At 72.3% G+C, this 19,492-nt stretch carries 17 protein-coding genes and 1 riboswitch; of the genes, 13 read left to right on the top strand and 4 right to left on the bottom strand.

What is annotated here, in order from left to right; translation table 11 throughout:
- Nucleotides 1–129: 129 nt before the first annotated feature.
- Nucleotides 130–768 (bottom strand): VOC family protein, encoded by a 639-nt coding sequence (locus tag DNL27_RS09100; RefSeq protein WP_112235351.1) that lies wholly within the window; start codon nucleotides 766–768, stop codon nucleotides 130–132.
- A gap of 105 nt (nucleotides 769–873) precedes the next feature.
- Nucleotides 874–992: riboswitch (SAM riboswitch) on the top strand.
- 74 nt (nucleotides 993–1,066) lie between these two features.
- Here DNL27_RS09100 and DNL27_RS09095 point away from each other — a divergent pair.
- The 3 genes from DNL27_RS09095 (at nucleotide 1,067) to DNL27_RS09085 (ending at nucleotide 4,760) form a co-directional block, all read left to right on the top strand.
- A complete protein-coding gene (locus tag DNL27_RS09095; RefSeq protein ID WP_112235807.1) occupies nucleotides 1,067–2,602 on the top strand; it encodes a bifunctional o-acetylhomoserine/o-acetylserine sulfhydrylase in 1,536 nt (511 codons plus the stop codon).
- On the top strand, nucleotides 2,599–3,765 hold the full coding sequence (locus DNL27_RS09090; protein WP_112235350.1) for a homoserine O-acetyltransferase: 1,167 nt from the start codon (nucleotides 2,599–2,601) through the stop codon (nucleotides 3,763–3,765). The genes DNL27_RS09095 and DNL27_RS09090 overlap by 4 nt, the downstream gene beginning before the upstream one ends.
- Before the next feature lie 179 nt (nucleotides 3,766–3,944).
- Complete coding sequence (locus tag DNL27_RS09085; protein WP_162627125.1) at nucleotides 3,945–4,760, top strand: GNAT family N-acetyltransferase; 816 nt, start codon at nucleotides 3,945–3,947, stop codon at nucleotides 4,758–4,760.
- A gap of 136 nt (nucleotides 4,761–4,896) precedes the next feature.
- Here the strand turns inward: DNL27_RS09085 and DNL27_RS09080 are convergent, their stop codons facing one another.
- Nucleotides 4,897–5,772 carry an SGNH/GDSL hydrolase family protein gene (locus DNL27_RS09080; protein ID WP_229565151.1) on the bottom strand — a complete coding sequence of 292 codons (876 nt, stop codon included), beginning with the start codon at nucleotides 5,770–5,772 and terminating at the stop codon, nucleotides 4,897–4,899.
- 72 nt (nucleotides 5,773–5,844) lie between these two features.
- On the opposite strand from DNL27_RS09080, the gene DNL27_RS09075 reads away from it, so the two are divergent.
- The gene (locus tag DNL27_RS09075) at nucleotides 5,845–6,489 is read left to right on the top strand and encodes an alpha/beta hydrolase (RefSeq protein WP_012398724.1); all 645 of its coding nucleotides are present in this window, start codon (nucleotides 5,845–5,847) and stop codon (nucleotides 6,487–6,489) included.
- 66 nt (nucleotides 6,490–6,555) lie between these two features.
- Here the strand turns inward: DNL27_RS09075 and DNL27_RS09070 are convergent, their stop codons facing one another.
- On the bottom strand, nucleotides 6,556–6,792 hold the full coding sequence (locus DNL27_RS09070) for an RNA-binding S4 domain-containing protein (RefSeq protein ID WP_012398723.1): 237 nt from the start codon (nucleotides 6,790–6,792) through the stop codon (nucleotides 6,556–6,558).
- A 201-nt stretch (nucleotides 6,793–6,993) separates the two neighbouring features.
- Between DNL27_RS09070 and DNL27_RS09065 the strand changes: the two genes are divergently transcribed.
- Together DNL27_RS09065 and mmsB are read left to right on the top strand one after the other, a co-directional pair.
- Nucleotides 6,994–8,490, top strand: a complete 1,497-nt coding sequence (locus DNL27_RS09065) for a CoA-acylating methylmalonate-semialdehyde dehydrogenase (RefSeq protein WP_012398722.1) — start codon at nucleotides 6,994–6,996, stop codon at nucleotides 8,488–8,490.
- Between the two features lie 154 nt (nucleotides 8,491–8,644).
- Nucleotides 8,645–9,589, top strand: a complete 945-nt coding sequence (gene mmsB / locus DNL27_RS09060; RefSeq protein WP_112235347.1) for a 3-hydroxyisobutyrate dehydrogenase — start codon at nucleotides 8,645–8,647, stop codon at nucleotides 9,587–9,589.
- Here mmsB and DNL27_RS09055 read toward each other — a convergent pair.
- Nucleotides 9,586–10,161, bottom strand: a complete 576-nt coding sequence (locus tag DNL27_RS09055; protein WP_112235346.1) for a MarR family winged helix-turn-helix transcriptional regulator — start codon at nucleotides 10,159–10,161, stop codon at nucleotides 9,586–9,588. The genes mmsB and DNL27_RS09055 overlap by 4 nt on opposite strands.
- A gap of 146 nt (nucleotides 10,162–10,307) precedes the next feature.
- On the opposite strand from DNL27_RS09055, the gene DNL27_RS09050 reads away from it, so the two are divergent.
- The 7 genes from DNL27_RS09050 to dusB all read left to right on the top strand — a co-directional run bounded on the left by DNL27_RS09050 (nucleotide 10,308) and on the right by dusB (nucleotide 19,489).
- Nucleotides 10,308–11,498, top strand: coding sequence for an acyl-CoA dehydrogenase family protein (locus tag DNL27_RS09050; RefSeq protein ID WP_012398719.1), 1,191 nt, complete (start codon nucleotides 10,308–10,310; stop codon nucleotides 11,496–11,498).
- Between the two features lie 340 nt (nucleotides 11,499–11,838).
- Entirely contained in the window at nucleotides 11,839–13,221 is a 1,383-nt protein-coding gene (locus DNL27_RS09045; RefSeq protein ID WP_112235345.1) for a glycine--tRNA ligase, read from the top strand.
- 4 nt (nucleotides 13,222–13,225) lie between these two features.
- Nucleotides 13,226–14,191: a GNAT family N-acetyltransferase gene (locus tag DNL27_RS09040; RefSeq protein ID WP_112235344.1), complete on the top strand. Its 966-nt coding sequence runs from the start codon at nucleotides 13,226–13,228 to the stop codon at nucleotides 14,189–14,191.
- Between the two features lie 206 nt (nucleotides 14,192–14,397).
- Complete coding sequence (locus DNL27_RS09035; RefSeq protein WP_112235343.1) at nucleotides 14,398–15,888, top strand: sugar porter family MFS transporter; 1,491 nt, start codon at nucleotides 14,398–14,400, stop codon at nucleotides 15,886–15,888.
- Nucleotides 15,889–15,939: 51 nt separating this feature from the next.
- Nucleotides 15,940–17,304 carry a galactokinase family protein gene (locus DNL27_RS09030; protein ID WP_112235342.1) on the top strand — a complete coding sequence of 455 codons (1,365 nt, stop codon included), beginning with the start codon at nucleotides 15,940–15,942 and terminating at the stop codon, nucleotides 17,302–17,304.
- 21 nt (nucleotides 17,305–17,325) lie between these two features.
- On the top strand, nucleotides 17,326–18,135 hold the full coding sequence (locus DNL27_RS09025) for a hypothetical protein (RefSeq protein WP_112235341.1): 810 nt from the start codon (nucleotides 17,326–17,328) through the stop codon (nucleotides 18,133–18,135).
- Nucleotides 18,136–18,304: 169 nt separating this feature from the next.
- Nucleotides 18,305–19,489: a tRNA dihydrouridine synthase DusB gene (dusB, locus tag DNL27_RS09020; protein WP_112235340.1), complete on the top strand. Its 1,185-nt coding sequence runs from the start codon at nucleotides 18,305–18,307 to the stop codon at nucleotides 19,487–19,489.
- The last annotated feature ends 3 nt before the right edge of the window (nucleotides 19,490–19,492 follow it).

Genomic DNA, 19,492 nt, shown 5'->3' with positions numbered 1-19,492 from the left:
CCGCGGGTACCAACCCGTTTGCTGGCGGGAACCGCGACCACGGGTGAACCGTGGGGCGCGCGGCAGACGCACCGGCCCGCGGGACCGTGCGAGCGGCGTCGTCGTGCCCGGAGGGTGCGGTGGGCGGGATCAGATGGTGACGGGCCCGTCCGGCGTGTCGAAGGAGACGGCCATGAGACCCGGGGTGCCGTTCGGGGCGCTCCAGGTGACGTCCAGCGAGCGCAGGACGCCCTCCACCGGCCCGCCCAACCAGTCCGTGACGCGCTCCGAGGATCCGGCAATCTCCATGCCCGTGAGGCGCACGTCCGTGATCCGCGCCCGGGAGGGGTGCATCTCGTCCTCGGAGTCGAAGTGGATCATGAACGGCAGCTGCGGGTCCGAGATCAGGCCCTTGACGCCGATCTGGTGCCACTGCAGCTGACGGCCGTCCGGGAAGATGCGCCCGCCCGGCACGGCGGGGCGCCCCAGCTTCTGCTCGAACGGTGCGAGGTCCGGGACCTCCACGACCCACCCGAGCCAGCCGCCACCGGCCTCCGAGCGGGCACGCACGGCCTGGCCGAACGGCGCCTTGTCCGCGGCGGGGTGCTCCAGGACGGTCACGACCTCCACGTACTGGTGGTCGGTCAGCGGCAGGATCATGTTCCGGGTGCCGAAGCGGGGATGGACCCCGCCCTTCACCGGCTCGATCCCCAACCGGTCCGCGATGCGTTCGGTGGTGGCCTCCAGGCCGTCCGGCTGTGCTGCGAAGCAAACGTGGTCCAGCTTCATGCTGTCATCGTGGCACCCGTCACACGGGCCTCCAAATCGGTGGGTGCAACACTGCGGACACCGGACTTGACGTGGCAGCGGCCGGGTTCCCAGACTGGAGGTCTAGGTCACGAGAGTCAGCGTCAAGCCCCAGCTTGCTGACCGGCAACCCTCCCACCGCGGCGGGGTGCCCTGGGTGAAGACCTGGCCGGGACGTCGTCCGACGCCCACGGCAAGCGCGGGCCACCGGTCGCTCGTTCGTGCGGGCACCGTGCGGACGGTCGCCTGGCCCCTGATCCTTCCGAGAAGGCGAATGGCCATGAGCACAGCACCCACCCCCGAAAACCCCCAGGACTGGGCGTTCGAGACCCGCCAGATCCACGCGGGCCAGAACCCTGACCCCGTGACGGGTTCGCGGGCGCTGCCCATCCACCAGACCTCGTCCTTCGTGTTCCCTGATGCGGACACGGCCGCCGCGCGGTTCGCGCTGCAGGACATGGGCCCCATCTACTCCCGCCTGACCAACCCCACCACGGAGGTGGTGGAGAAGCGCATCGCCTCCCTGGAGGGCGGCGTCGGTGCGCTGATGGTCTCCTCCGGGCAGGCCGCGGCCACGCTCGCGGTGCTCAACCTGGGCGGGGCGGGCACGCATGTGGTGGCCAGCCCGTCCCTCTACGGCGGCTCGTACAACCTGCTGCGCCACACGCTGCCGCGGTTGGGCGTGGAGACCACGTTCGTGGCGGACCCGGACGACCCCCAGCAGTGGCGGGATGCCGTGCGGCCCTCCACCGTGGCGTTCTTCGGAGAGATGATCCCCAATCCCCGCAACGACGTCCTGGACGTGGAGACCGTTGCCGGGATCGCCCACGAGGCCGGGGTGCCGCTGATCGTGGACAACACCGTGGCCACCCCGTACCTGGTGCGGCCCATCGAGTGGGGCGCGGACATCGTGCTGCACTCGGGCACCAAGTTCCTGGGCGGTCACGGCACGGCGATCGGCGGATTCATCGTGGACGCGGGGCGCTTCGACTACGGCGCGGACCCGGAGCGGTTCCCCGGCTTCAACCAGCCGGACCCCACGTACAACGGCCTGGTGTACGCGCGGGATCTGGGTGAGGGCGGGGCCTTCGGCGTGAACCTCTCCTACGTGCTCAAGGCCCGTGTGCAGCTGCTGCGAGACCTGGGCACGTCCATTTCCCCGTTCAATGCGTTCCTCATCGAGCAGGGCATCGAGACCCTGTCCCTGCGCGTCGAGCGCCACGTGACCAACGCCCAGCGGGTGGCGCAGTGGCTCGAGGCCCGCCCCGAGGTGCGCTCGGTGTCCTACGCGGGGCTGCCGTCCTCGCCGTGGCACGAGCGCGCGCGGAAGTACGCACCGCGCGGGGCGGGGTCCGTGCTCGGCTTCGTGCTGGAGGGCGGCAAGGAGGCGGGAATCTCGTTCGTGGACGCGCTGAGCCTGCACTCCAACGTGGCGAACATCGGGGACGTGCGGTCCCTGGTGATCCACCCGGCGTCGACGACGCACGCGCAGCTCTCCGAGGACGAGCAGCGCGCGGCGGGCGTGGAGCCCGGCTTCGTGCGGCTCTCGGTGGGCACCGAGGGGATCGAGGACATCCTCGCGGACCTCGAGGCGGGCTTCGCGGCCCTGGCCGCGGCTCCGGGTGTCCGGGACGCCCGCCTCGACCGGGGCGATCAGGACCTGGCGCGCTCGCAGGCGGATCGGGCGGCGCACGGCACCGTGCGCGCCGCCTCCGCTGGTACCGAGCCAGCCGTGGACCCCGGCGCCGGCGCGGACGGCGGCCCCGCGGCGTCGTCGACGGTGCGTGCGGCCGCGGCCGCAGAGCCCACGGCATGACCGTGGTGCAGACGGCCCCGGCGGTGCGCCGGGACGGCGTGGTGCGGGCCGTGGAGATCGGAGAGCTCACCCTGGAGTCCGGCTTCCGGCTCCCGGACGTGCGCCTGGCCTACGAGACGTGGGGTGAGCTGGCCCCGGACGGCTCCAACGCGGTGCTGGTGGAGCACGCGCTCACGGGCGACTCGCACGCGGCGCGCGGCACGGCCGTGGGCTACGGGGACACCGCGCCCTTCGACATGGACGGCCGGCGTGCAGCCGCGGACGCCGGCGGCTGGTGGGACGGGCTCATCGGACCGGGCGCGGCCATCGACACCAACCGCTGGTTCGTGGTGTGCGCCAACATCCTGGGCGGCTGCCACGGCAGCACGGGCCCCGCGAGCCTCGCCCCGGACTCCGCCCCGTGGGGCTCGCGCTTCCCGCGCATCACCGTGCGGGACACCGTGGCCGCCGAGGCCCGGCTCGCGGACCGGCTCGGGATCCGGCGCTGGCGGCTCGTGGTGGGCGGTTCGATGGGCGGTGCCCGCGCCCTGGAGTGGGCCGTGTGCCACCCCGGGCGGGTCGAGGCGTGCGCGGTGATCGCCGCCAACGCCCGCGTGAGCGCTGAGCAGCTCGCGTGGGGCCACGCGCAGGCGCTCGCCATCCGCCAGGACCCGCGGTTCGCCCGGGGCGACTACTACTCCGGGGCCCACCCGGACGAGGGCCTCGGGCTCGCACGGCGGATCGCGCACATCACCTACCGCAGCGCCCACGAGCTCGCCGCCCGCTTCGGCCGGGAGGCCCAGCCGCGGGAGGACCCCGCGGGCACGCACCCGGGCACCCGGGGACGCTACCGGGTGGAGGGCTACCTGGACCACCAGGCGGTCAAGCTCGCCGCGCGCTTCGACGCGAACGCGTACCTCAGCGTCAACGAGACGCTGATGTCCCACGACGTCGCCCGCGGCCGCGGCAGCCTCCGGCGGGCTCTCGCCCGCACCAGCTGCGAGTGGCTCGTGGCGGCGGTGGACTCGGACCGGCTGTTCCCGCCCGAGGAGTCCGCCGAGCTCGCGGCCGCACTGCCGGGTGAGCACGAGGTGCACACCATCACCTCCCCGAGCGGGCACGACGGCTTCCTGCTGGAGACCCCGCAGGTGGGTCGACTGCTGCGAGCGGTGCTGCCGGACTGACGGACGTGCCCTGCGCGACGGCGCCCGCACCCCGGGAACGGGAGCGGGCGCCGTCGTCGTGGGACGTGGCGGGGAGGCAGGTCACGGCATGACACCGTCCGGGCAGTCTCGGAATGCCCCCTGGACGCGCAGGGGTGGGGGCCTTGCCAGGGACGGCGGGCGGTGCCACGCTCTGCCACATGCAAACCGGGACACTGCTCGATGCCTACGACTCGCAGCTGCGGGGCGCCGCCGAGATGGCCGACGCGCCCGACGTGCTGCGTCTCGGACCCCTGCTCGCCGGGGTGTTCCCAGCGCGGCGGCGCGCCTTCGTCTCCTCCGCCCCCTTCTCGATGGGCGGGGCAGAACTGGACCACCTGATCGCCGAAGTGATCGCGACCTGTGAAGCGGACCCGCGCGTGGACCACATCTCCTGGAAGACCCGGTCGCACGACCCGCTGCCCCGCCTGCTGAGCCGACTCCAGCACCACGGTTTCGCCCTCGGGGAGCCCGAGACGGTCATGGTGGGTGAGGCGGATGCGGTCGCCGCCGCCCTCGCCGGGCAGGAGCCCCTCCGTGGGTACGCCGTGGAGCGGGCCGCAACGGAGGTCCAGCTGCGAGAGGCGGAGCACCTGGCAGGACGGGTTTTCGAGGACTCGCCGGAACGCATCCGGCTCCAGCAGGACCAGCTGGTCGAGCGGTGGCGAAGCGCCCCCGGGACGTTCGAGATGTGGGCGGTACGCGACGGGGACGGCCAGGTGGTCTGTTCCGGGCGCCTCGAGTTCCCCGACCGTACTGACTTCGCGGGGCTCTGGGGCGGCGCGTGCCTGGACGAGCACCGTGGGCGCGGGCTGTACCGGGCCCTGGTGGACCAGAGAGCCCGCTCGGCCCGGGACCGGGGGCGGTCACTGCTCCACGTCGACTGCAGCGAGTACTCGCGGCCCATCCTCCAGCGGGTGGGGCTCGTGCCCGTCACCACGGTGAGATCGGCCACGCGCACGTGCGCCTCACCGTGACGGCGACGAGCCCTCGCATCCGTGCTGGTGGCCCTGCGGCGCGTGCGGCTCGGTGGCGGTCTGCGCAGGACGGCGCCCGCACCCCGGGAAGGGGAGCGGGCGCCGTCGTCGTGGGGTTCAGCAGAGTAGTGGGCGCTCAGGCCTCCTCGGCCTGCTCCGGGATCTGCTCGCCCGCGCCGGGGATCGTGGCCTGGCCGAACGCGGGGCGCTTGGCGGTGACGTAGTCCCCGGAGCTGCGGCGCCGGATGCGGCGGCCCACCCACGGCACCAAGTACTTGCGGGCCCACACCATGTCGTCCCGGCGGGCCTCGCGCCACGTGCGCTCGGGGCGCCCCTCGGGGTGGTCCGGCGTGAGGCCGTGGTCCACGCCCAGGCAGTCCAGGGTCTCGCACGCGATGAGCTGGTGGCCCAGCGGGGAGAAGTGCAGGCGGTCCGGGGCCCACATGCGCGGATCGCCCAGCTGGTGCAGACCCCACAGGTCCACCATCACGGCGTCGTGGCGGGCGGCCACCGTGCGCACGTTCTCGTTCCAGATGGCCACGCGCCCGCGGATGCTGCGCAGCACGGGGGTGTTGCCGATGTCCGGGCCGTCGAACATGGCCACGGTGGCACCGGTGGCCGTGATCTGCTCGATCACCGCGTCCAGGCGGGAGGCGATGTCGTCCGGGTCCGCGTTGGGGCGCAGCATGTCGTTGCCGCCCGCGCTGATGGTCACGAGGTCCGGCCGCAGCTCCAGGGCCGGTTCCAGCTGCTCGTCCACGATGGGCTGGAACAGCCGACCGCGGATGGCCAGGTTCGCGTAGGCGAAGTCGTCCGTGGTGCGCGCAAGCTCCTCGGCCACGCGGTCAGCCCAGCCCCGGAACCCGCCCGGGACGGAGTCGTCGGGGTCGCCCACACCCTCTGTGAAGGAGTCGCCGATGGACACCATCCGGTGCCAGGGGTGCGGCGGCTGCGCGGTGCTGTCCGCGGCGGGAACGGGGGGCGTCGTCAGGGGCGGAGTGCTCTCATCCATACCAAAATTACTAACACGTATTGCAGAGCTGTGTCGTCACTGTCCGTCACAGCCGCGTGTGAGGATGGAACCATGGAACCAGCACCCCACGTCATCTGGAACAACGAGGCCGAGGAGCGCGCCGGGACACCCCTGGTGGTCATGTTCCACGGGTATGGCTCGCACGAGGGCGACCTCATGGCCCTCAGTGCGTCCCTCCCCGCCGGGCTCAGCATCGCCTCCGTGCGCGCACCGCAGCGGGCGGGGGCGGGCTTCCAGTGGTTCCCGCTGTCCTCCGAGCTGGGCTTCACCACCGACGCCGTGGTGGCCGCCGCCGAGCCCGTGGTGCGGTGGCTGCGGGACGAGGCCCTGCAGCACACGCACGTGGTCCTGCTCGGCTTCTCCCAGGGCATGGCGATCGCCACCACGGTGGCCCGCCACGCCCCGGACCTCGTGGACGCGGTGGTGGGGCTGTCCGGTTTCGTGGTCCCGGTGGCAGACGACGACGCCCAGGCGGACTTCTTCCACGACGCCGCCCTGCGCGAGGAGCCCCTGCGGATGTTCTGGGGCCGCGACCCCGAGGACCCGGTGATCCCGCCCGCCCTGGTGGACCTCACCGCCGAATGGGTCCAGCAGCACGCGGACGCCACCAAGGTGCAGTACCGCGGCATCGGGCACGGGGTCTCACCCCAGGAGATCGCGCACGTGTCCGAGTACCTGGAGGCGCTCACGGGCTGAGCGCCCTGGCCACCCGACTGACCGCCCGCTCCGGCGCGCCCACTGCGGTGGGGGCGCCGGAGCGCTCTACGCACTGACGATGCGCACGGGCGGCATGCCGGAGGCCGGGACCTCCAGCACGTCCCCGGGGTGCAGCTGCGCGCCCCGGCGGGTCTCCACCGCACCGTTGACGTGCACCGCACCCTCGGACACCAGGGTCTTCGCGTGGTGGCCGTCCTCGGCCAGGTTGGCCAGCTTCAAGGCCTGGCCCAGGCGGATCATCTGGTCGCGGATGGGCAGCTCTTCGTACGCCGTGTCACTCATGCGTCCATTGTCTCAGGCGTGCTCCGGGTGGATCGCCGGCAACGCCGGGCGGTGCCGAAAGGCGCGTGGACAGGGCGGGTGAGGAGGGACGGAAACGCACCCGAACGGCGTCGTGCGCCTAAGTAGTTGCACGTCCAATGAAGTGGGGATACGTTCGGGGGAGACGTGCATCACATCCGCGCCACCACCCCAGGAGCAGCCATGACCCTCGTTCCCCACTTCGTCGCCGGCCGGAAGACCCCGGGTGACTCCGGCCGCACGCAGGACGTGTTCAACCCCGTGGAGGGGGAGGTCAGTGCGCAGGTGCCCCTGGCCACGGCGGAGGAGGTCGCGCAGGCCGTGACCGCCGCCGAGGAGGCGTTCCCCGCGTGGTCCGGGCTCAACGCCCAGCGCCGCGCGCGGATCCTGCTCAAGTGGGTGGACCTGATCACCGAGAACATGGACGAGCTGGCCACCCTGCTCTCCAACGAGCACGGCAAGACCTTCCCGGACGCCAAGGGCGACATCCAGCGCGGCGTGGAGGTCGTGGAGTTCGCGGCCGGTGCGCCGCACCTGCTCAAGGGCGAGTTCTCCAGCGGCGCGGGCACGGGAATTGACGTCCACTCGCTGCGCCAGCCGCTCGGCGTGGTCGCGGGGATCACCCCGTTCAACTTCCCGGCGATGATCCCGCTGTGGAAGGCGGGCATCGCGCTCGCCGCCGGCAACACCTTCGTGCTCAAGCCCTCCGAGCGAGACCCCTCCGTGCCGGTGCGGCTCGCAGAGCTGGCCGTCGAGGCGGGCATGCCCGCCGGTGCGCTGAACGTGGTGCACGGGGACAAGACCGCCGTGGACGCCCTCATCGAGGATCCGCGCGTGCGGGCCATCGGGTTCGTGGGCTCCTCGCCCATCGCCCAGTCCATCTACAGCGCGGCCGCCGCGCAGAACAAGCGTGCCCAGTGCTTCGGCGGCGCCAAGAACCACATGGTGATCATGCCGGACGCGGACCTCGAGCAGGCCGCGGACGCCCTGATCGGTGCGGCCTTCGGCTCCGCCGGCGAGCGTTGCATGGCCATCTCCGTGGCCGTGCCCGTGGGGGAGGCCACCGCGGACAGGCTGCGCGCCCTGCTCGAGGAGCGGATCGCCACGCTCACGCTCGGCCCGTCCCTGGAGCCGTCCTCGGACTTCGGTCCCGTGGTGAGCGCCCAGGCCAAGGAGCGCATCGAGTCCTACATCGCCGCCGGCGAGAAGGAGGGCGCGGAGCTGGTGGTGGACGGCCGCGGCGCCACCGTGGACGGTCACCCCAACGGGTTCTGGGTGGGCGCCACCCTGTTCGACCACGTGACCACGGACATGAGCATCTACCGCGAGGAGATCTTCGGCCCGGTGCTGTGCATTGCCCGCGCCGCAGACTACGAGGAGGCCCTGCGCCTGCCCAGCGAGCACGAGTACGGCAACGGCGTGGCCATCTTCACCCGCGACGGGGACACGGCCCGGGACTTCACCACCCGCGTGGAGGTGGGCATGGTGGGCGTCAACGTCCCCATCCCCGTGCCGATCGCGTACTACACCTTCGGCGGCTGGAAGGCCTCGGGCTTCGGGGACCTCAACCAGCACGGCACGGACGGGCTGAAGTTCTACACCAAGACCAAGACCGTCACCACGCGCTGGCCCTCCGGCACCAAGGAGGGCGCGAGCTTCGTGATGCCCGCCGGCAGCTGAGCCGTGCGGCGTCGTCGTGCCCCGCGCCGCGGGCACGCTGCACGGCGCCCCGAGCACCGCCGAGGACGCCCACCGCACCCCGCCACTCCCGCATTCGCATTCCCTCGGCTCCGCGACGCGCGGAGCCACCGCCACCCCTGGAACGAGGAACCTCATGAGCGAGACCACCAGCCAGCAGCTACCCGCCGTCGCCTTCCTCGGCCTGGGCCACATGGGTGGACCCATGGCCGTGAACCTGGTCAAGGCCGGGGTGGACGTGACCGCCTTCGACGTGGTGCCCGCCGCCACGGACGCCGCCCGGGAGCAGGGACTCACCGTGGCCGCGACCCCGGAGGACGCCGTGCGCCAGGCGCAGGTGGTGATCACCATGTTCCCGTCCGGGCAGCACGTGATCGACGCCTACACGGGGGTCGACGGCGCCGAGGGCCTGCTCGCCGCAGCCCCCGCGGGTGCCACGTTCCTGGACTGCTCCACCATCAACATCTCCGAGGCGCAGGAGGCCTCGGGGCTCGCACGGGAGAAGGGCTTCACCGCCGCGGACGCTCCGGTCTCCGGGGGAGTGGTGGGCGCCACCGCCGGGACGCTCGCGTTCATGGTGGGCGGGGAGCCCGAGGTCTTCGAGCGCGTGCGGCCCCTGCTGGAGATCATGGGCGGGCGCGTGGTGCACTGCGGCGGAAACGGCATGGGCCAGGCCGCGAAGATCTGCAACAACATGATCCTGGGTGTGTCCATGGTGGCGGTCAGCGAGGCGTTCGTGCTGGCCGAGAAGCTCGGGCTGGAGCACCAGGCGATGTTCGACGTGGTCTCCAACGCCTCGGGCCAGTGCTGGGCGCTGACCACCAACTGTCCCGTTCCCGGCCCCGTGCCCACGAGCCCGGCCAACAAGGACTACGAACCGGGCTTCGCGGGGGCGCTGATGTCCAAGGACCTCAACCTCGCCACCACCGCGCTGGACGAGACCGGTGCCACCGCCCCCATGGGGCGGCTCGCGGCCGAGCTCTACGACCAGTTCGTGAAGGACGGCCACGCGGGCATGGACTTCTCCGGCATCATCACCACGCTGCGGGAGGGATCTGAAGAGAGTTCCGGGCAGGGCTAACGCGCGGACTTGCGGGGAGGGTCCTCGTGTGCGGTGTCGGGGCGGCCTGCGGGAGGAGCGAAGTCCCCGCAGCGGGCCCGGAAACCGCTCAGCGCTCCCACCAGCGCCTGCACCTCGTGCTCCTCGAAGCCCGTGGTGAGGAACAGCTCCTCGTTCAGGGCGCGGGTGGCCCCCTCCACGGTCTCCAGGCCCCGGTCCGTCAGCACCACGTTCACGGCCCGGCGGTCCGTGCTGACCGGCTCCCGTCGCACCAGCCCGGCGGCCTCCAATCGGTCCACCGCGTTGGTGATGGACGTGGGGTGGACCTGCAGCAGGGCACTGGCCTTCTTCATGAGCATCCTGTGCTCGCGCGCGAAGCTCAGCAGAGCCAGCACCTCGTAGCGGGAGAACGTGAGGTGGAACGGCTTGAGGATCCGGTCCGCCTGGGCCAGCAAAAGCTGCTGCGCCCGCATGATCGAGGTCACCGCGGCCATGGGCCCGGCGGCCTCCGTCCAGCCCTCGCGCTCCCAGTTGCGCCGGGCCTCGGCAATGGGGTCGCGGGGGAGGGGTTCGTGCTGGGCCATGACCCGCATTCTACGGGGCGGGGCCCGCGCTGACCGCGTCTGTCCGCGCGCCGGGCCCGGAAGCGGGGTGTGACCCGGGCCACCCGGAAAAGCATTCTGCCGTTATAGTCGGACGTACCACTATCTGCCTGCCCACTACCCCGAGGACCAGGACCATGAGCCCAGCCGCATCACCCCAGCGCGCCACCGCCCTCCCCAGCCCGGACCTGCTGCACCTGGAGCACCAGCTCGGCAGCGAGGAGCGCGAGCGGCTGCGTGCCATCACGGAGCACCTGCAGAGCGAGGTGCGGCACCAGAGCGTCGAGTGGTGGAACCGTGAGGAACTGGCCCGTGACCTGCTGCCCGCGCTCGCGGACCTGGGGCTGGGGCGGCTCGCCGAGTCCGGTGGCTCCCGGCTGTTCCAGAACCTCGTGCACGCGCAGATCGCCCGCGCGGACCTCTCCCTCTCCGCCCTGCTGGGCATCCACAACGAGCTGATCGTGGGCACCCTGGAGGCGTTCGGCTCGGAGGAGCAGAAGCAGACGTGGCTGCCCGGGCTCAAGGAGCTGCGGCAGCTGGGGGCGTTCTGCCTCACCGAGCCGGAGCACGGCTCGGACATCGCCGGGGGCCTCGCCACCACCGCCACGCGGGACGCAGACGGGTGGGTGCTCAACGGCTCCAAGCGTTGGATCGGGCTCGGCACCGTGGCGGACCTGGCCCTGGTGTGGGCCCGGGACACCGCGGACGACCTCATCAAGTGCTTTGCCGTGGACACCTCCCTGCCGGGGTACGCGGCCACCAAGATCGAGCACAAGATGGGCCTGCGGATCATGCAGAACGCGGACATCGAGCTCACGGACCTGCGGCTGCCCGCGGACGCCCTGCTGCCCGGCGCGGCGTCCTTCCAGGCGGCCAACGGGCTGCTCAAGGACTCCCGCGCGTGGGTGGGCTGGCAGGCCGTGGGGGCGCAGCAGTCGATCCTCGACATCGTGCGCGACTACGCCCTGGAGCGCATCCAGTTCGGCAGGCCGCTCGCCAGCTTCCAGCTCGTGCAGCAGGTGATCGCGGAGGTCGCGGGCAACCTGGCGGCCAGCTCCGGGATGATGGCGCAGGTCACCCGGGTCCAGGACGCGGACGAGCTCGCCATGATGCAGGCGGCCCTGGCCAAGTCCACGGCCACGCGCCTGGCCCGCCAGTCCGCCTCCCAGGCCCGGGACGCCCTGGGCGGCAACGGGCTGCTGAGCCACTACGGGATCGCCAAGGTCATGGCGGACATCGAGGCCATCCACACCTACGAGGGCAGCTACCACATCAACTCGCTCATCGTGGCCCGGGCCCTCACGGGCGTCTCCGCGTTCGTCTCCTAGCGGCGGGCGGGCAACGACGCCGCCTGGTCGCGTCCGGCGCCCACCCCGCCCTCACCGGCGTGACCGCCCCGTGCCGCCCGGTCCTCCTTCGCCCCGGAGTGCCCGGTTCCGAGCGCACGCCGGGAGGGCGGGTCGGTGGCGGCACGGTGAGCCGCGCGGGACGGTGCGGGGCGCAGGGGCGCCGGCCGTGCGGCGTCGTGGTCGGAGGTTAGGCCCGCGCCGCGGAACCTCGCTACCCTGGAGCGGAAAGGCTCTCCCCGTGCGGGTTGAGAGCCTGAGCCCACCGATCCCCACGCGCGAGCCCCCGCGGGCGCCGCGCGAGACACGGAAGTGAGACCGTATGGCCCCGAAATCCACCCTGGACAATGTCATCTCCCTGGCCAAGCGCCGGGGCTTCGTGTTCCAGGCGGGTGAGATCTACGGGGGTTCGCGCTCCGCGTGGGACTACGGGCCCCTGGGTGCGGAGCTGAAGGAGAACATCAAGCGCGAGTGGTGGCAGACCTTCGTGCGCGGCCGCGCGGACATGGTGGGCCTGGACTCCTCGATCATCCTGCCGTCCGCGGTGTGGCAGGCCTCCGGGCACGTGGAGACCTTCACCGATCCCCTGGTGGAGTCCCTGCACACCCACAAGCGCTACCGCGCGGACCACCTGCTGGAGGCCTACGAGGCCAAGCACGGCCACCCGCCGGTCAACGGGTTGGCGGACGTCAAGGACCCGGAGTCGGGCCAGGACGGCAAGTGGACCGAGCCGCAGCAGTTCTCCGGTCTGATGAAGACCTTCCTGGGCCCCGTGGACAACGAGGAGGGCAAGCACTTCCTGCGCCCGGAGACCGCCCAGGGCATCTTCGTGAACTTCCTCAACGTGGTGACCGCAGCGCGCAAGAAGCCGCCGTTTGGCATCGGGCAGATCGGCAAGGCGTTCCGCAACGAGATCACCCCGGGCAACTTCATCTTCCGCACACGGGAGTTCGAGCAGATGGAGATCGAGTACTTCATCCACCCGGACGAGGCGAAGAAGTACTTCGACGAGTGGGTCGAGGCGTGCTGGGACTGGTTCGTGGACCTGGGCGTGAACCCGGACAACATGCGCCGCTACGACGTTCCCGCGGACGACCGCGCGCACTACTCGGACGGCACGATCGACATCGAGTACCGCTTCGGCTTCCAGGGCTCCGAGTGGGGTGAGCTGATGGGCGTGGCCAACCGCACGGACTTCGACCTCAGCAACCACACCGAGGCATCCGGCACCAAGATGCAGTACTTCGACCAGGCCTCCGGCGAGCGCTACACCCCGTACGTGATCGAGCCGTCCTTCGGGCTGACCCGCTCCATGATGGCGTTCCTGGTGGACGCGTACGTGGAGGACGAGGCACCCAACACCAAGGGCGGCGTGGACACCCGCACCGTGCTGCGCCTGGACCCGCGCCTGGCCCCGGTCAAGGCCGCGGTGCTGCCGCTGTCCAAGAAGGAGGACCTGCGCCCCACAGCGCAGCACCTGGACGCCGAGTTGCGCCGCCGCTGGAACATTGACTACGACGACGCCGGGGCCATCGGGCGCCGCTACCGCCGTCAGGACGAGATCGGCACGCCGTTCTGCATCACCGTGGACTTCGACACCCTCGAGGACCAGGCTGTGACCATCCGCTCGCGGGACGAGATGACCCAGGAGCGGGTGGGCCTGGACCGCGTGCAGCAGTACCTGGCCGAGCGCCTGGAGAAGTGAGCGCATGAGCATCGACTACCGCCCCTGGCAGGAGGACGACGACCTGCGCCTGCTCGAGCTGTGGCCGGACGCCGAGTCCGCGCCCGTCCAGGCGTTCCGCGCCCGGCTGGGTGCTGCGGACCAGAGCGGGTTCGCCGTGACGCTCGTGGCCACGGACGACGACGTCCCGGTCGCCGCCGGGGTCTGCTACGCCTCCGCGTGGCACCCGCAGCGGCTGTGGCTGTTCGTGGAGGTCGCACCGGACCACCGTCGCGAGGGCATCGGGCGGGAGCTCGTGTCCCGGCTGCGGGCGGCCGCCCGTGAGGCGGGTGCTCCCGTCGAGGCCCTGCGCACGCGCGTGACCCCGGGCTCCACGGGGGAGGGCTTCGCCCGCTCCCTGGGCTTCGCGGACGCCATGCGCTCGCGCGTAGTGCGTGTGGACGCCGGTGCCCTGCCCTTGCCCACGCTCGGGCAGAACGCGGACGGCTCCGACGCAGAGGCCGTGGAGGACCTCGCGACCGGCTCCGTGGAGCTGACCCGCGCCGTGGAGTCCTTCTACCGGGAGGTCCACGCGTGGGACCCGGTGGGGGACGTGAGCATCGGCGCGGTCAACAAGCAGTTCCTCTCGGACACCGCCGGGGCCTACGGCGCCGTGGTGCTGCGCCGCACGGTGGACGGCACGGACGGCAAGGGCCCGACCGCGGCGTTCGCCGTGAGCTACCGTCCGTTCGACCCGGCCAACCCGCACGACGAGCCGCAGCCCAACGAGGTCGCGGACGTGCTGCTCGGCTACGTGCCCGGTGCGGCCGGGGCCACCCCGGAGCAGTCCGGTGCGGCACTGGAGACCCTGCTGGCGCTGCTCGTGAGCGACTACCCGGTGGAGCTGGAGGTGGACGACTCCATGGGCCCGCTGGTCAGCGTGGTAGACAACCTCCTCGCCGCGGGCGTGGCCCGCGTGGTCACGGAGACCGAGACGCTGGTGCTGGACTAGACCTGCCGCGGAGAGCCCTCCTGCCGTCCCCGCGGTGGGAGGGCTCTCGCGTGCCCGCCGGGTGCTCGACGGTGCGGTGCTCACCGTGGCCCTGCCTGCTCCCACCTCAGGCACCCCCGGGCTGTGACGTGGCACCGCCTCACCCCCGCGCTTGTGCTTTCCGCGGTGAGGACCGTGATAAGACGTTCACGGACGAAAGGACCTCGATGCCCGCTTCCCAGACGCACTCCTCGCAGCACACCGGACCCACCGCACCCGGCCCCTCCGCAGCCAGCCCCTTCGGCGACGCCGCCGCACCGCACGACCCGCACCCCACTGGTGCGCCCGAGGCCCAGCCCCTGAGCGGGCGGCTGCGGCTGATCGCCACCGTGGCCACGTTCGGCGGGCTGCTGTTCGGCTACGACACCGGCGTGATCAACGGCGCGCTGCCCTCCCTGGTCACGGACATGCAGCTCACGCCGTTCCTGGAGGGGCTCGTGGCCTCGATCCTGCCGTTCGGCGCGGCGTGGGGCGCCGCGTTCGGTGGGCGACTCGCGGACCGGTTCGGGCGGCGCCGCCTGCTCATGGTGCTCGCCGTGGTGTTCGTGGTGGCGACCGTCGGCTGCGCGGGCGCGCCGTCCGTGGGCGTGCTCGTGGCGTTCCGTGCCGTGCTGGGACTCGCCGTGGGAGCGTCCTCGGTGACCGTGCCCGTGTTCCTCGCGGAGCTCGCCCCGGCCCACCTGCGCGGGCGCGTGGTCGCCCAGAACGAGCTGATGATCGTGGGCGGGCAGGCGCTCGCGTTCGTGTTCAACGCGGGGCTGGCGACGGCGTTCGGCCACGTTCCGCACGTGTGGCGCTACATGCTCGTGCTCGCCACGGTGCCCGCGCTGGTGCTGTGGGTGGGGATGACCGTGGTGCCGGAGTCCCCGCGCTGGCTGGCCCGCCGCGGTCGCTTCGACGAGATGACGCGGGTGCTGCAGCGCATCCGGCAGCACGCCTACACCGCGGACGAGGCCGAGGGCGTGCGGGAGCTCGCCGCTCAGGACGCGGACCGCCCCGCGGCGGGTGTGCTTGACCTCGTGCGCGTGCCGTGGATCCGCGGCATCTTCGGGATCGGTGCGGCCATGGCCGTGATCAACCAGATCTCCGGGATCAACGCCATCCAGTACTACGGCGTGACCGTGCTGCAGGACTCGGGCTTCGGCGGCAACGGGGCGTTCTACGCCAACATCATCCCCGGGTTCGTGGGCGTGGCCGCCGTGGGACTCGCGATGGTGCTGCTCAAGCACGTGGGCCGGCGTCCGCTGCTGCTCACCGGCCTGGCGGGGACCATCACCTCCCTCACCGCGTTCGCGCTGTGCTACCTGCTGGTCCCCGGGGAGAGTGCGGCCCGGCCGTGGGCGGTGCTCGCGTGCATCGTGGTGTTCGTGGGCTTCGAGCAGTGCTGCATCGGGACCGTCACGTGGCTGTACATGTCCGAGATCTTCCCGCTGTCCGTGCGCGGGGTGGGAATGGGCGCGTGCGCGTGGTTGCTGTGGATGGTGACCTTCGTGGTGGGGCTGACCTTCCCGCTGCTCACCGACGCCCTGGGCGTGGGGTACACCGTGCTGATCTTCGTGGCCCTGCAGCTCGTGGCCCTCGTGTGGGTGCACCGGGTGGCCCCGGAGACCAAGGACCGCACCCTGGAGGAGCTCGAGGAGCACTTCCGCGCCGCGTAGGGGACAATGGCGTGTCGCCACCGCACCACCCGACCATGTGAGGAACCGTCCGTGTCCTGTGAACCCGCCGTCGTCGCCCCGCCGGAGGAAGCCGGGTGCCCGCAGTGGGTGCCGCAGCCGGACGTCCTCGCGCGCGCCGAGCTACTGAGCGAGCGCTTCGAGCGGGCCTACGGCCGCGCGCCGGTGGGTGTGTGGGCCGCGCCGGGACGGGCCAACCTCATGGGGGAGTACATCGACTACTCGGGCGGGATGTGCCTGCCCTTCGCCCACCAGTACGTGACGCTCACCGCCGCCGCACCGCGCACGGACGGCGTGCTGCGGGCGCTGTCCCTGCAGGACGCGGACGAGTCCGTGGCGGACCACCGGCTGCGCACCACCCCGGTAGCGGACATCGCCCCCGGGAGCATCGGCGGCTGGTTCGGCTACGCCGCCGGGGTCGCGTGGGGCATGCAGCGGGTGGCCTCGGGCCGCTCGGACCACCCCGTCGCGGTCCCCGAGCTCGCCCTGGCCCCGGACGTCGGTGCGGACCTCATGGTGGACTCCACCGTGCCCATCGGCGCCGGGCTGGCCTCCTCCGCCGCGCTGGAGTGCTCGGTCGCGCTCGCACTGTTCTCCCTGTCCACGGGCGACGACGCCCCGGACGACCGCCTGCGCCGCGCCCTGGCCCGCGCGTGCATGGACGCCGAGAACCACATCGTGGGGGCCAACACGGGCGGGCTGGACCAGACCGCATCCCTGCGCTCGCACGCGGGGGAGACCCTCGCCCTGGACTGCCGGGACTTCGACGCCGCCCACCTGCCCGCCGATCCCTCCGCCGCCGGTCTCACGTGGCTCGCCGTGGACACCCGCGCCCCGCACCGCCTCGCGGACGGTCAGTACAGCTCCCGGCGCGAGCAGTGCGAGGCCGCCGCGGCGGTCCTGGGCGTCCCCCGGCTGCGGGACGCCCTGCCCGCCCACCCCACGGACGACGACGCCGCCGCGGTCCTCGAGCGCTTCGACACCCTGCTGCGCGCCGGAGCCAACACCGACGCCGATCCGGAGGGCATGCGCCTGCGGCTGCGGCACTCCCTGACCGAGATGGTCCGTTCGGTGCGCATCGCGGACCAGCTCTCCACCGCGGCTCCGGACTGGGACCTCGTGGGCCGGCTGCTCGTGGCGGGCCACGAGTCCATGCGTCTGGACTGCCAGGTCACGGTTCCGGAGCTCGACGCCGCCGTGACCGCGTGCCTCGACGCCGGCGCCCTGGGGGCGAAGGTGGTGGGCGGCGGCTTCGGTGGCTCGGTGATCGCCCTGGCCCGGGAGGACGAGCTGGACGAGCTGGCCGCCTCCGTGTGCTCGGCGTTCTCGGACCACGGCTTCCGCGACCCTCTGTTCCTGACCCTGAACCCGTCGTCGGCCGGGCGCCGGATTCGCTAGCACCACCTCCGGGAGCCCAGCATGTTCGCAGCCCGCACCTCCGCCCGCCGGCTCAAACGCGCCGCCGCCGCCCGTGAGCGCGGGGACCTCGTCGAGGCCCGGACGCTGCTCGAGGAGGCCCTTCGCACCGCCCGCCTGGGTGACGCGTGGTGCGCGGCGGGTGACGCGGCGTCGTCGCTCGGTGACCTGGAGCGGGACGCGGGGAACCTGGCCGAGGCTGAGCACCACTACCGGATCGGTGCCGTGCAGTACCGGCGGGCGGAACGCTCCGCGCGTTCCGTGCGGGGGCGGGTGCGCTGCCTGGAGGAGCTCGGGGACGTGCTGCTCGGACTCGGGCGCCCGTGGGATGCCTACCGCGTGTTTCAGGAGGGCGCCGAGGTGGCCGGGGTGGACCCCGACCGGCCGGCCCACGCGAGCGGCACCGGGTTCGTCACCCACGAAGACCTGCGCTGGACCTCCCACCTGGCCACCGCGGCGCAGGCGGCCGGGCGGCGTCGTGTGGCGGAGGAGCACTACGAGGCGGTGCTCAGCGGCTGCGAGACCCGCCGGGACGTGGCCGGGCAGATTCTGTGCTGGCGTGGGCTCGCGGCGCTCGCCGCGGACCGGATGGCGTGGGCCGACGCCGCCCACGCCCTGCAGAACGCCTCGAACCTGTACTCTGCCCTGCCCGATCCGGAGGCCCACACGGACGAGTGGGTGGCCTGCCTGCGGGAGCTCGGGGCGGCCTGCAAGACCCTGGGCCGCCGGGACGAGCAGGTGCGGGCGTTCAAACTCGCGGTGCGCCTGGAGCAGATCGCCGCCTCCGGAACCGGACCCAATGCTCCCGCCTGAGAGGGCACCGGGCAGGACGACGACGCTCGGCGCGGGCGGTGTCGCCCGGGGTGCGTGGTCCGGTGGTGCGCGGCCGCGCACGGGTTCCGGGGCGGCGTCGTTGTGTCCGGGTGGGGGAGGGGCAGCCCGGGGGACGGCCCGTTGCGCGCAAGTGAGACAATGGCAGGCGATGAGCACCGAGACGACTGAGACCGCGGACCGTGAACCGGCCGTGCTGAACCTGAAGCCGCTGCACCTAGGACCGTTGACCATCGACGTCCCCGTAGTGCTGGCACCCATGGCCGGGGTGACCAACAAGTCCTTCCGCAAGCTGTGCCGCGAGTACGGCGGGGGCCTGTACGTGACCGAGATGGTCACCGCACGTGCCCTGGTGGAGCGGCGGCCGGAGTCCCTGCGGATCATCCACCACGACCCGGACGAGACGCCGCGCTCCATCCAGATCTACGGCGTGGACGCCGTGAACGTGGGCAAAGCCGTGCGGATGGTCGCGCAGGAGGACCGCGCGGACCACATCGACCTCAACTTCGGCTGCCCCGTGCCCAAGGTCACCAAGCGCGGCGGCGGTTCCGCCCTGCCGTGGAAGACGGATCTGTTCCGCGCAATCGTGAGCACCGCGGTGCGCGAGGCCGGGGACATTCCCGTGACGGTGAAGATGCGCATCGGCATCGACGACGAGCACCAGACCTACCTGGACGCCGGACGCATGGCCCGGGACGAGGGCGTGGCCGCCGTCGCCCTGCACGGGCGCACCCTGGAGCAGCACTACTCGGGCACCGCGAACTGGGATGCCATTGCTCGGTTGCGCGAGGCCCTGCCGGACATTCCCGTGCTCGGCAACGGGGACATCTTCTCCGCCGAGGACGCGGTGCGGATGGTCGAGCACACGGGCGTGGACGGCGTCGTCGTGGGCCGCGGCTGCCAGGGCCGCCCGTGGCTGTTCGGGGACCTGCAGGCCGCGTTCGAGGGCAGCCCGCGCCGTTTCCGGCCGGGCGTGCGCAAGGTCGCGGACACCGTCTACCGCCACGCGGAGCTGCTCACCGAGGAGTTCGGGGACGAGGCCAAGGGCTGCCGCGAGATCCGCAAGCACGTGTCCTGGTACTTCAAGGGCTACCCCGTGGGCGGTGAGCTGCGCGCGAAGATGGCGCAGGTCCCGGACCTCGCCGCGCTGCGAGAGCTGCTGGACCAGCTGGACCTGGACGCCCCCTACCCCGGTGCGGACGTGGAGGGGCCCCGCGGGCGCGCGGGCTCGCCCAAGAAGCCGCACCTGCCGGACGCCTGGCTGTCCTCGCGGATCCTGGGCGACGCCGAACGGCTGGGTCTCGTGGACGCCGAACTCGACGTCTCGGGAGGCTGAGCG

It is taken from the genome of Kocuria sp. BT304, assembly GCF_003290245.1.
GTDB classification, from domain to species: Bacteria; Actinomycetota; Actinomycetes; order Actinomycetales; family Micrococcaceae; genus Kocuria; species Kocuria rhizophila_A.
The sequence above is the reverse complement of the archived record's forward strand: the minus strand, read 5'-3'. Positions and strand labels throughout refer to the sequence as shown.

What these genes read in the sequence shown, in the direction of transcription:
- DNL27_RS09100 (WP_112235351.1), bottom strand. Translation starts at nt 768, where the DNA reads ATGAAGCTGGACCACGTTTGCTTCGCAGCACAGCCGGACGGCCTGGAG.
- DNL27_RS09095 (WP_112235807.1), top strand. Translation starts at nt 1,067, where the DNA reads ATGAGCACAGCACCCACCCCCGAAAACCCCCAGGACTGGGCGTTCGAG.
- DNL27_RS09090 (WP_112235350.1), top strand. Translation starts at nt 2,599, where the DNA reads ATGACCGTGGTGCAGACGGCCCCGGCGGTGCGCCGGGACGGCGTGGTG.
- DNL27_RS09085 (WP_162627125.1), top strand. Translation starts at nt 3,945, where the DNA reads ATGCAAACCGGGACACTGCTCGATGCCTACGACTCGCAGCTGCGGGGC.
- DNL27_RS09080 (WP_229565151.1), bottom strand. Translation starts at nt 5,772, where the DNA reads ATGGATGAGAGCACTCCGCCCCTGACGACGCCCCCCGTTCCCGCCGCG.
- DNL27_RS09075 (WP_012398724.1), top strand. Translation starts at nt 5,845, where the DNA reads ATGGAACCAGCACCCCACGTCATCTGGAACAACGAGGCCGAGGAGCGC.
- DNL27_RS09070 (WP_012398723.1), bottom strand. Translation starts at nt 6,792, where the DNA reads ATGAGTGACACGGCGTACGAAGAGCTGCCCATCCGCGACCAGATGATC.
- DNL27_RS09065 (WP_012398722.1), top strand. Translation starts at nt 6,994, where the DNA reads ATGACCCTCGTTCCCCACTTCGTCGCCGGCCGGAAGACCCCGGGTGAC.
- mmsB (WP_112235347.1), top strand. Translation starts at nt 8,645, where the DNA reads ATGAGCGAGACCACCAGCCAGCAGCTACCCGCCGTCGCCTTCCTCGGC.
- DNL27_RS09055 (WP_112235346.1), bottom strand. Translation starts at nt 10,161, where the DNA reads ATGCGGGTCATGGCCCAGCACGAACCCCTCCCCCGCGACCCCATTGCC.
- DNL27_RS09050 (WP_012398719.1), top strand. Translation starts at nt 10,308, where the DNA reads ATGAGCCCAGCCGCATCACCCCAGCGCGCCACCGCCCTCCCCAGCCCG.
- DNL27_RS09045 (WP_112235345.1), top strand. Translation starts at nt 11,839, where the DNA reads ATGGCCCCGAAATCCACCCTGGACAATGTCATCTCCCTGGCCAAGCGC.
- DNL27_RS09040 (WP_112235344.1), top strand. Translation starts at nt 13,226, where the DNA reads ATGAGCATCGACTACCGCCCCTGGCAGGAGGACGACGACCTGCGCCTG.
- DNL27_RS09035 (WP_112235343.1), top strand. Translation starts at nt 14,398, where the DNA reads ATGCCCGCTTCCCAGACGCACTCCTCGCAGCACACCGGACCCACCGCA.
- DNL27_RS09025 (WP_112235341.1), top strand. Translation starts at nt 17,326, where the DNA reads ATGTTCGCAGCCCGCACCTCCGCCCGCCGGCTCAAACGCGCCGCCGCC.
- dusB (WP_112235340.1), top strand. Translation starts at nt 18,305, where the DNA reads ATGAGCACCGAGACGACTGAGACCGCGGACCGTGAACCGGCCGTGCTG.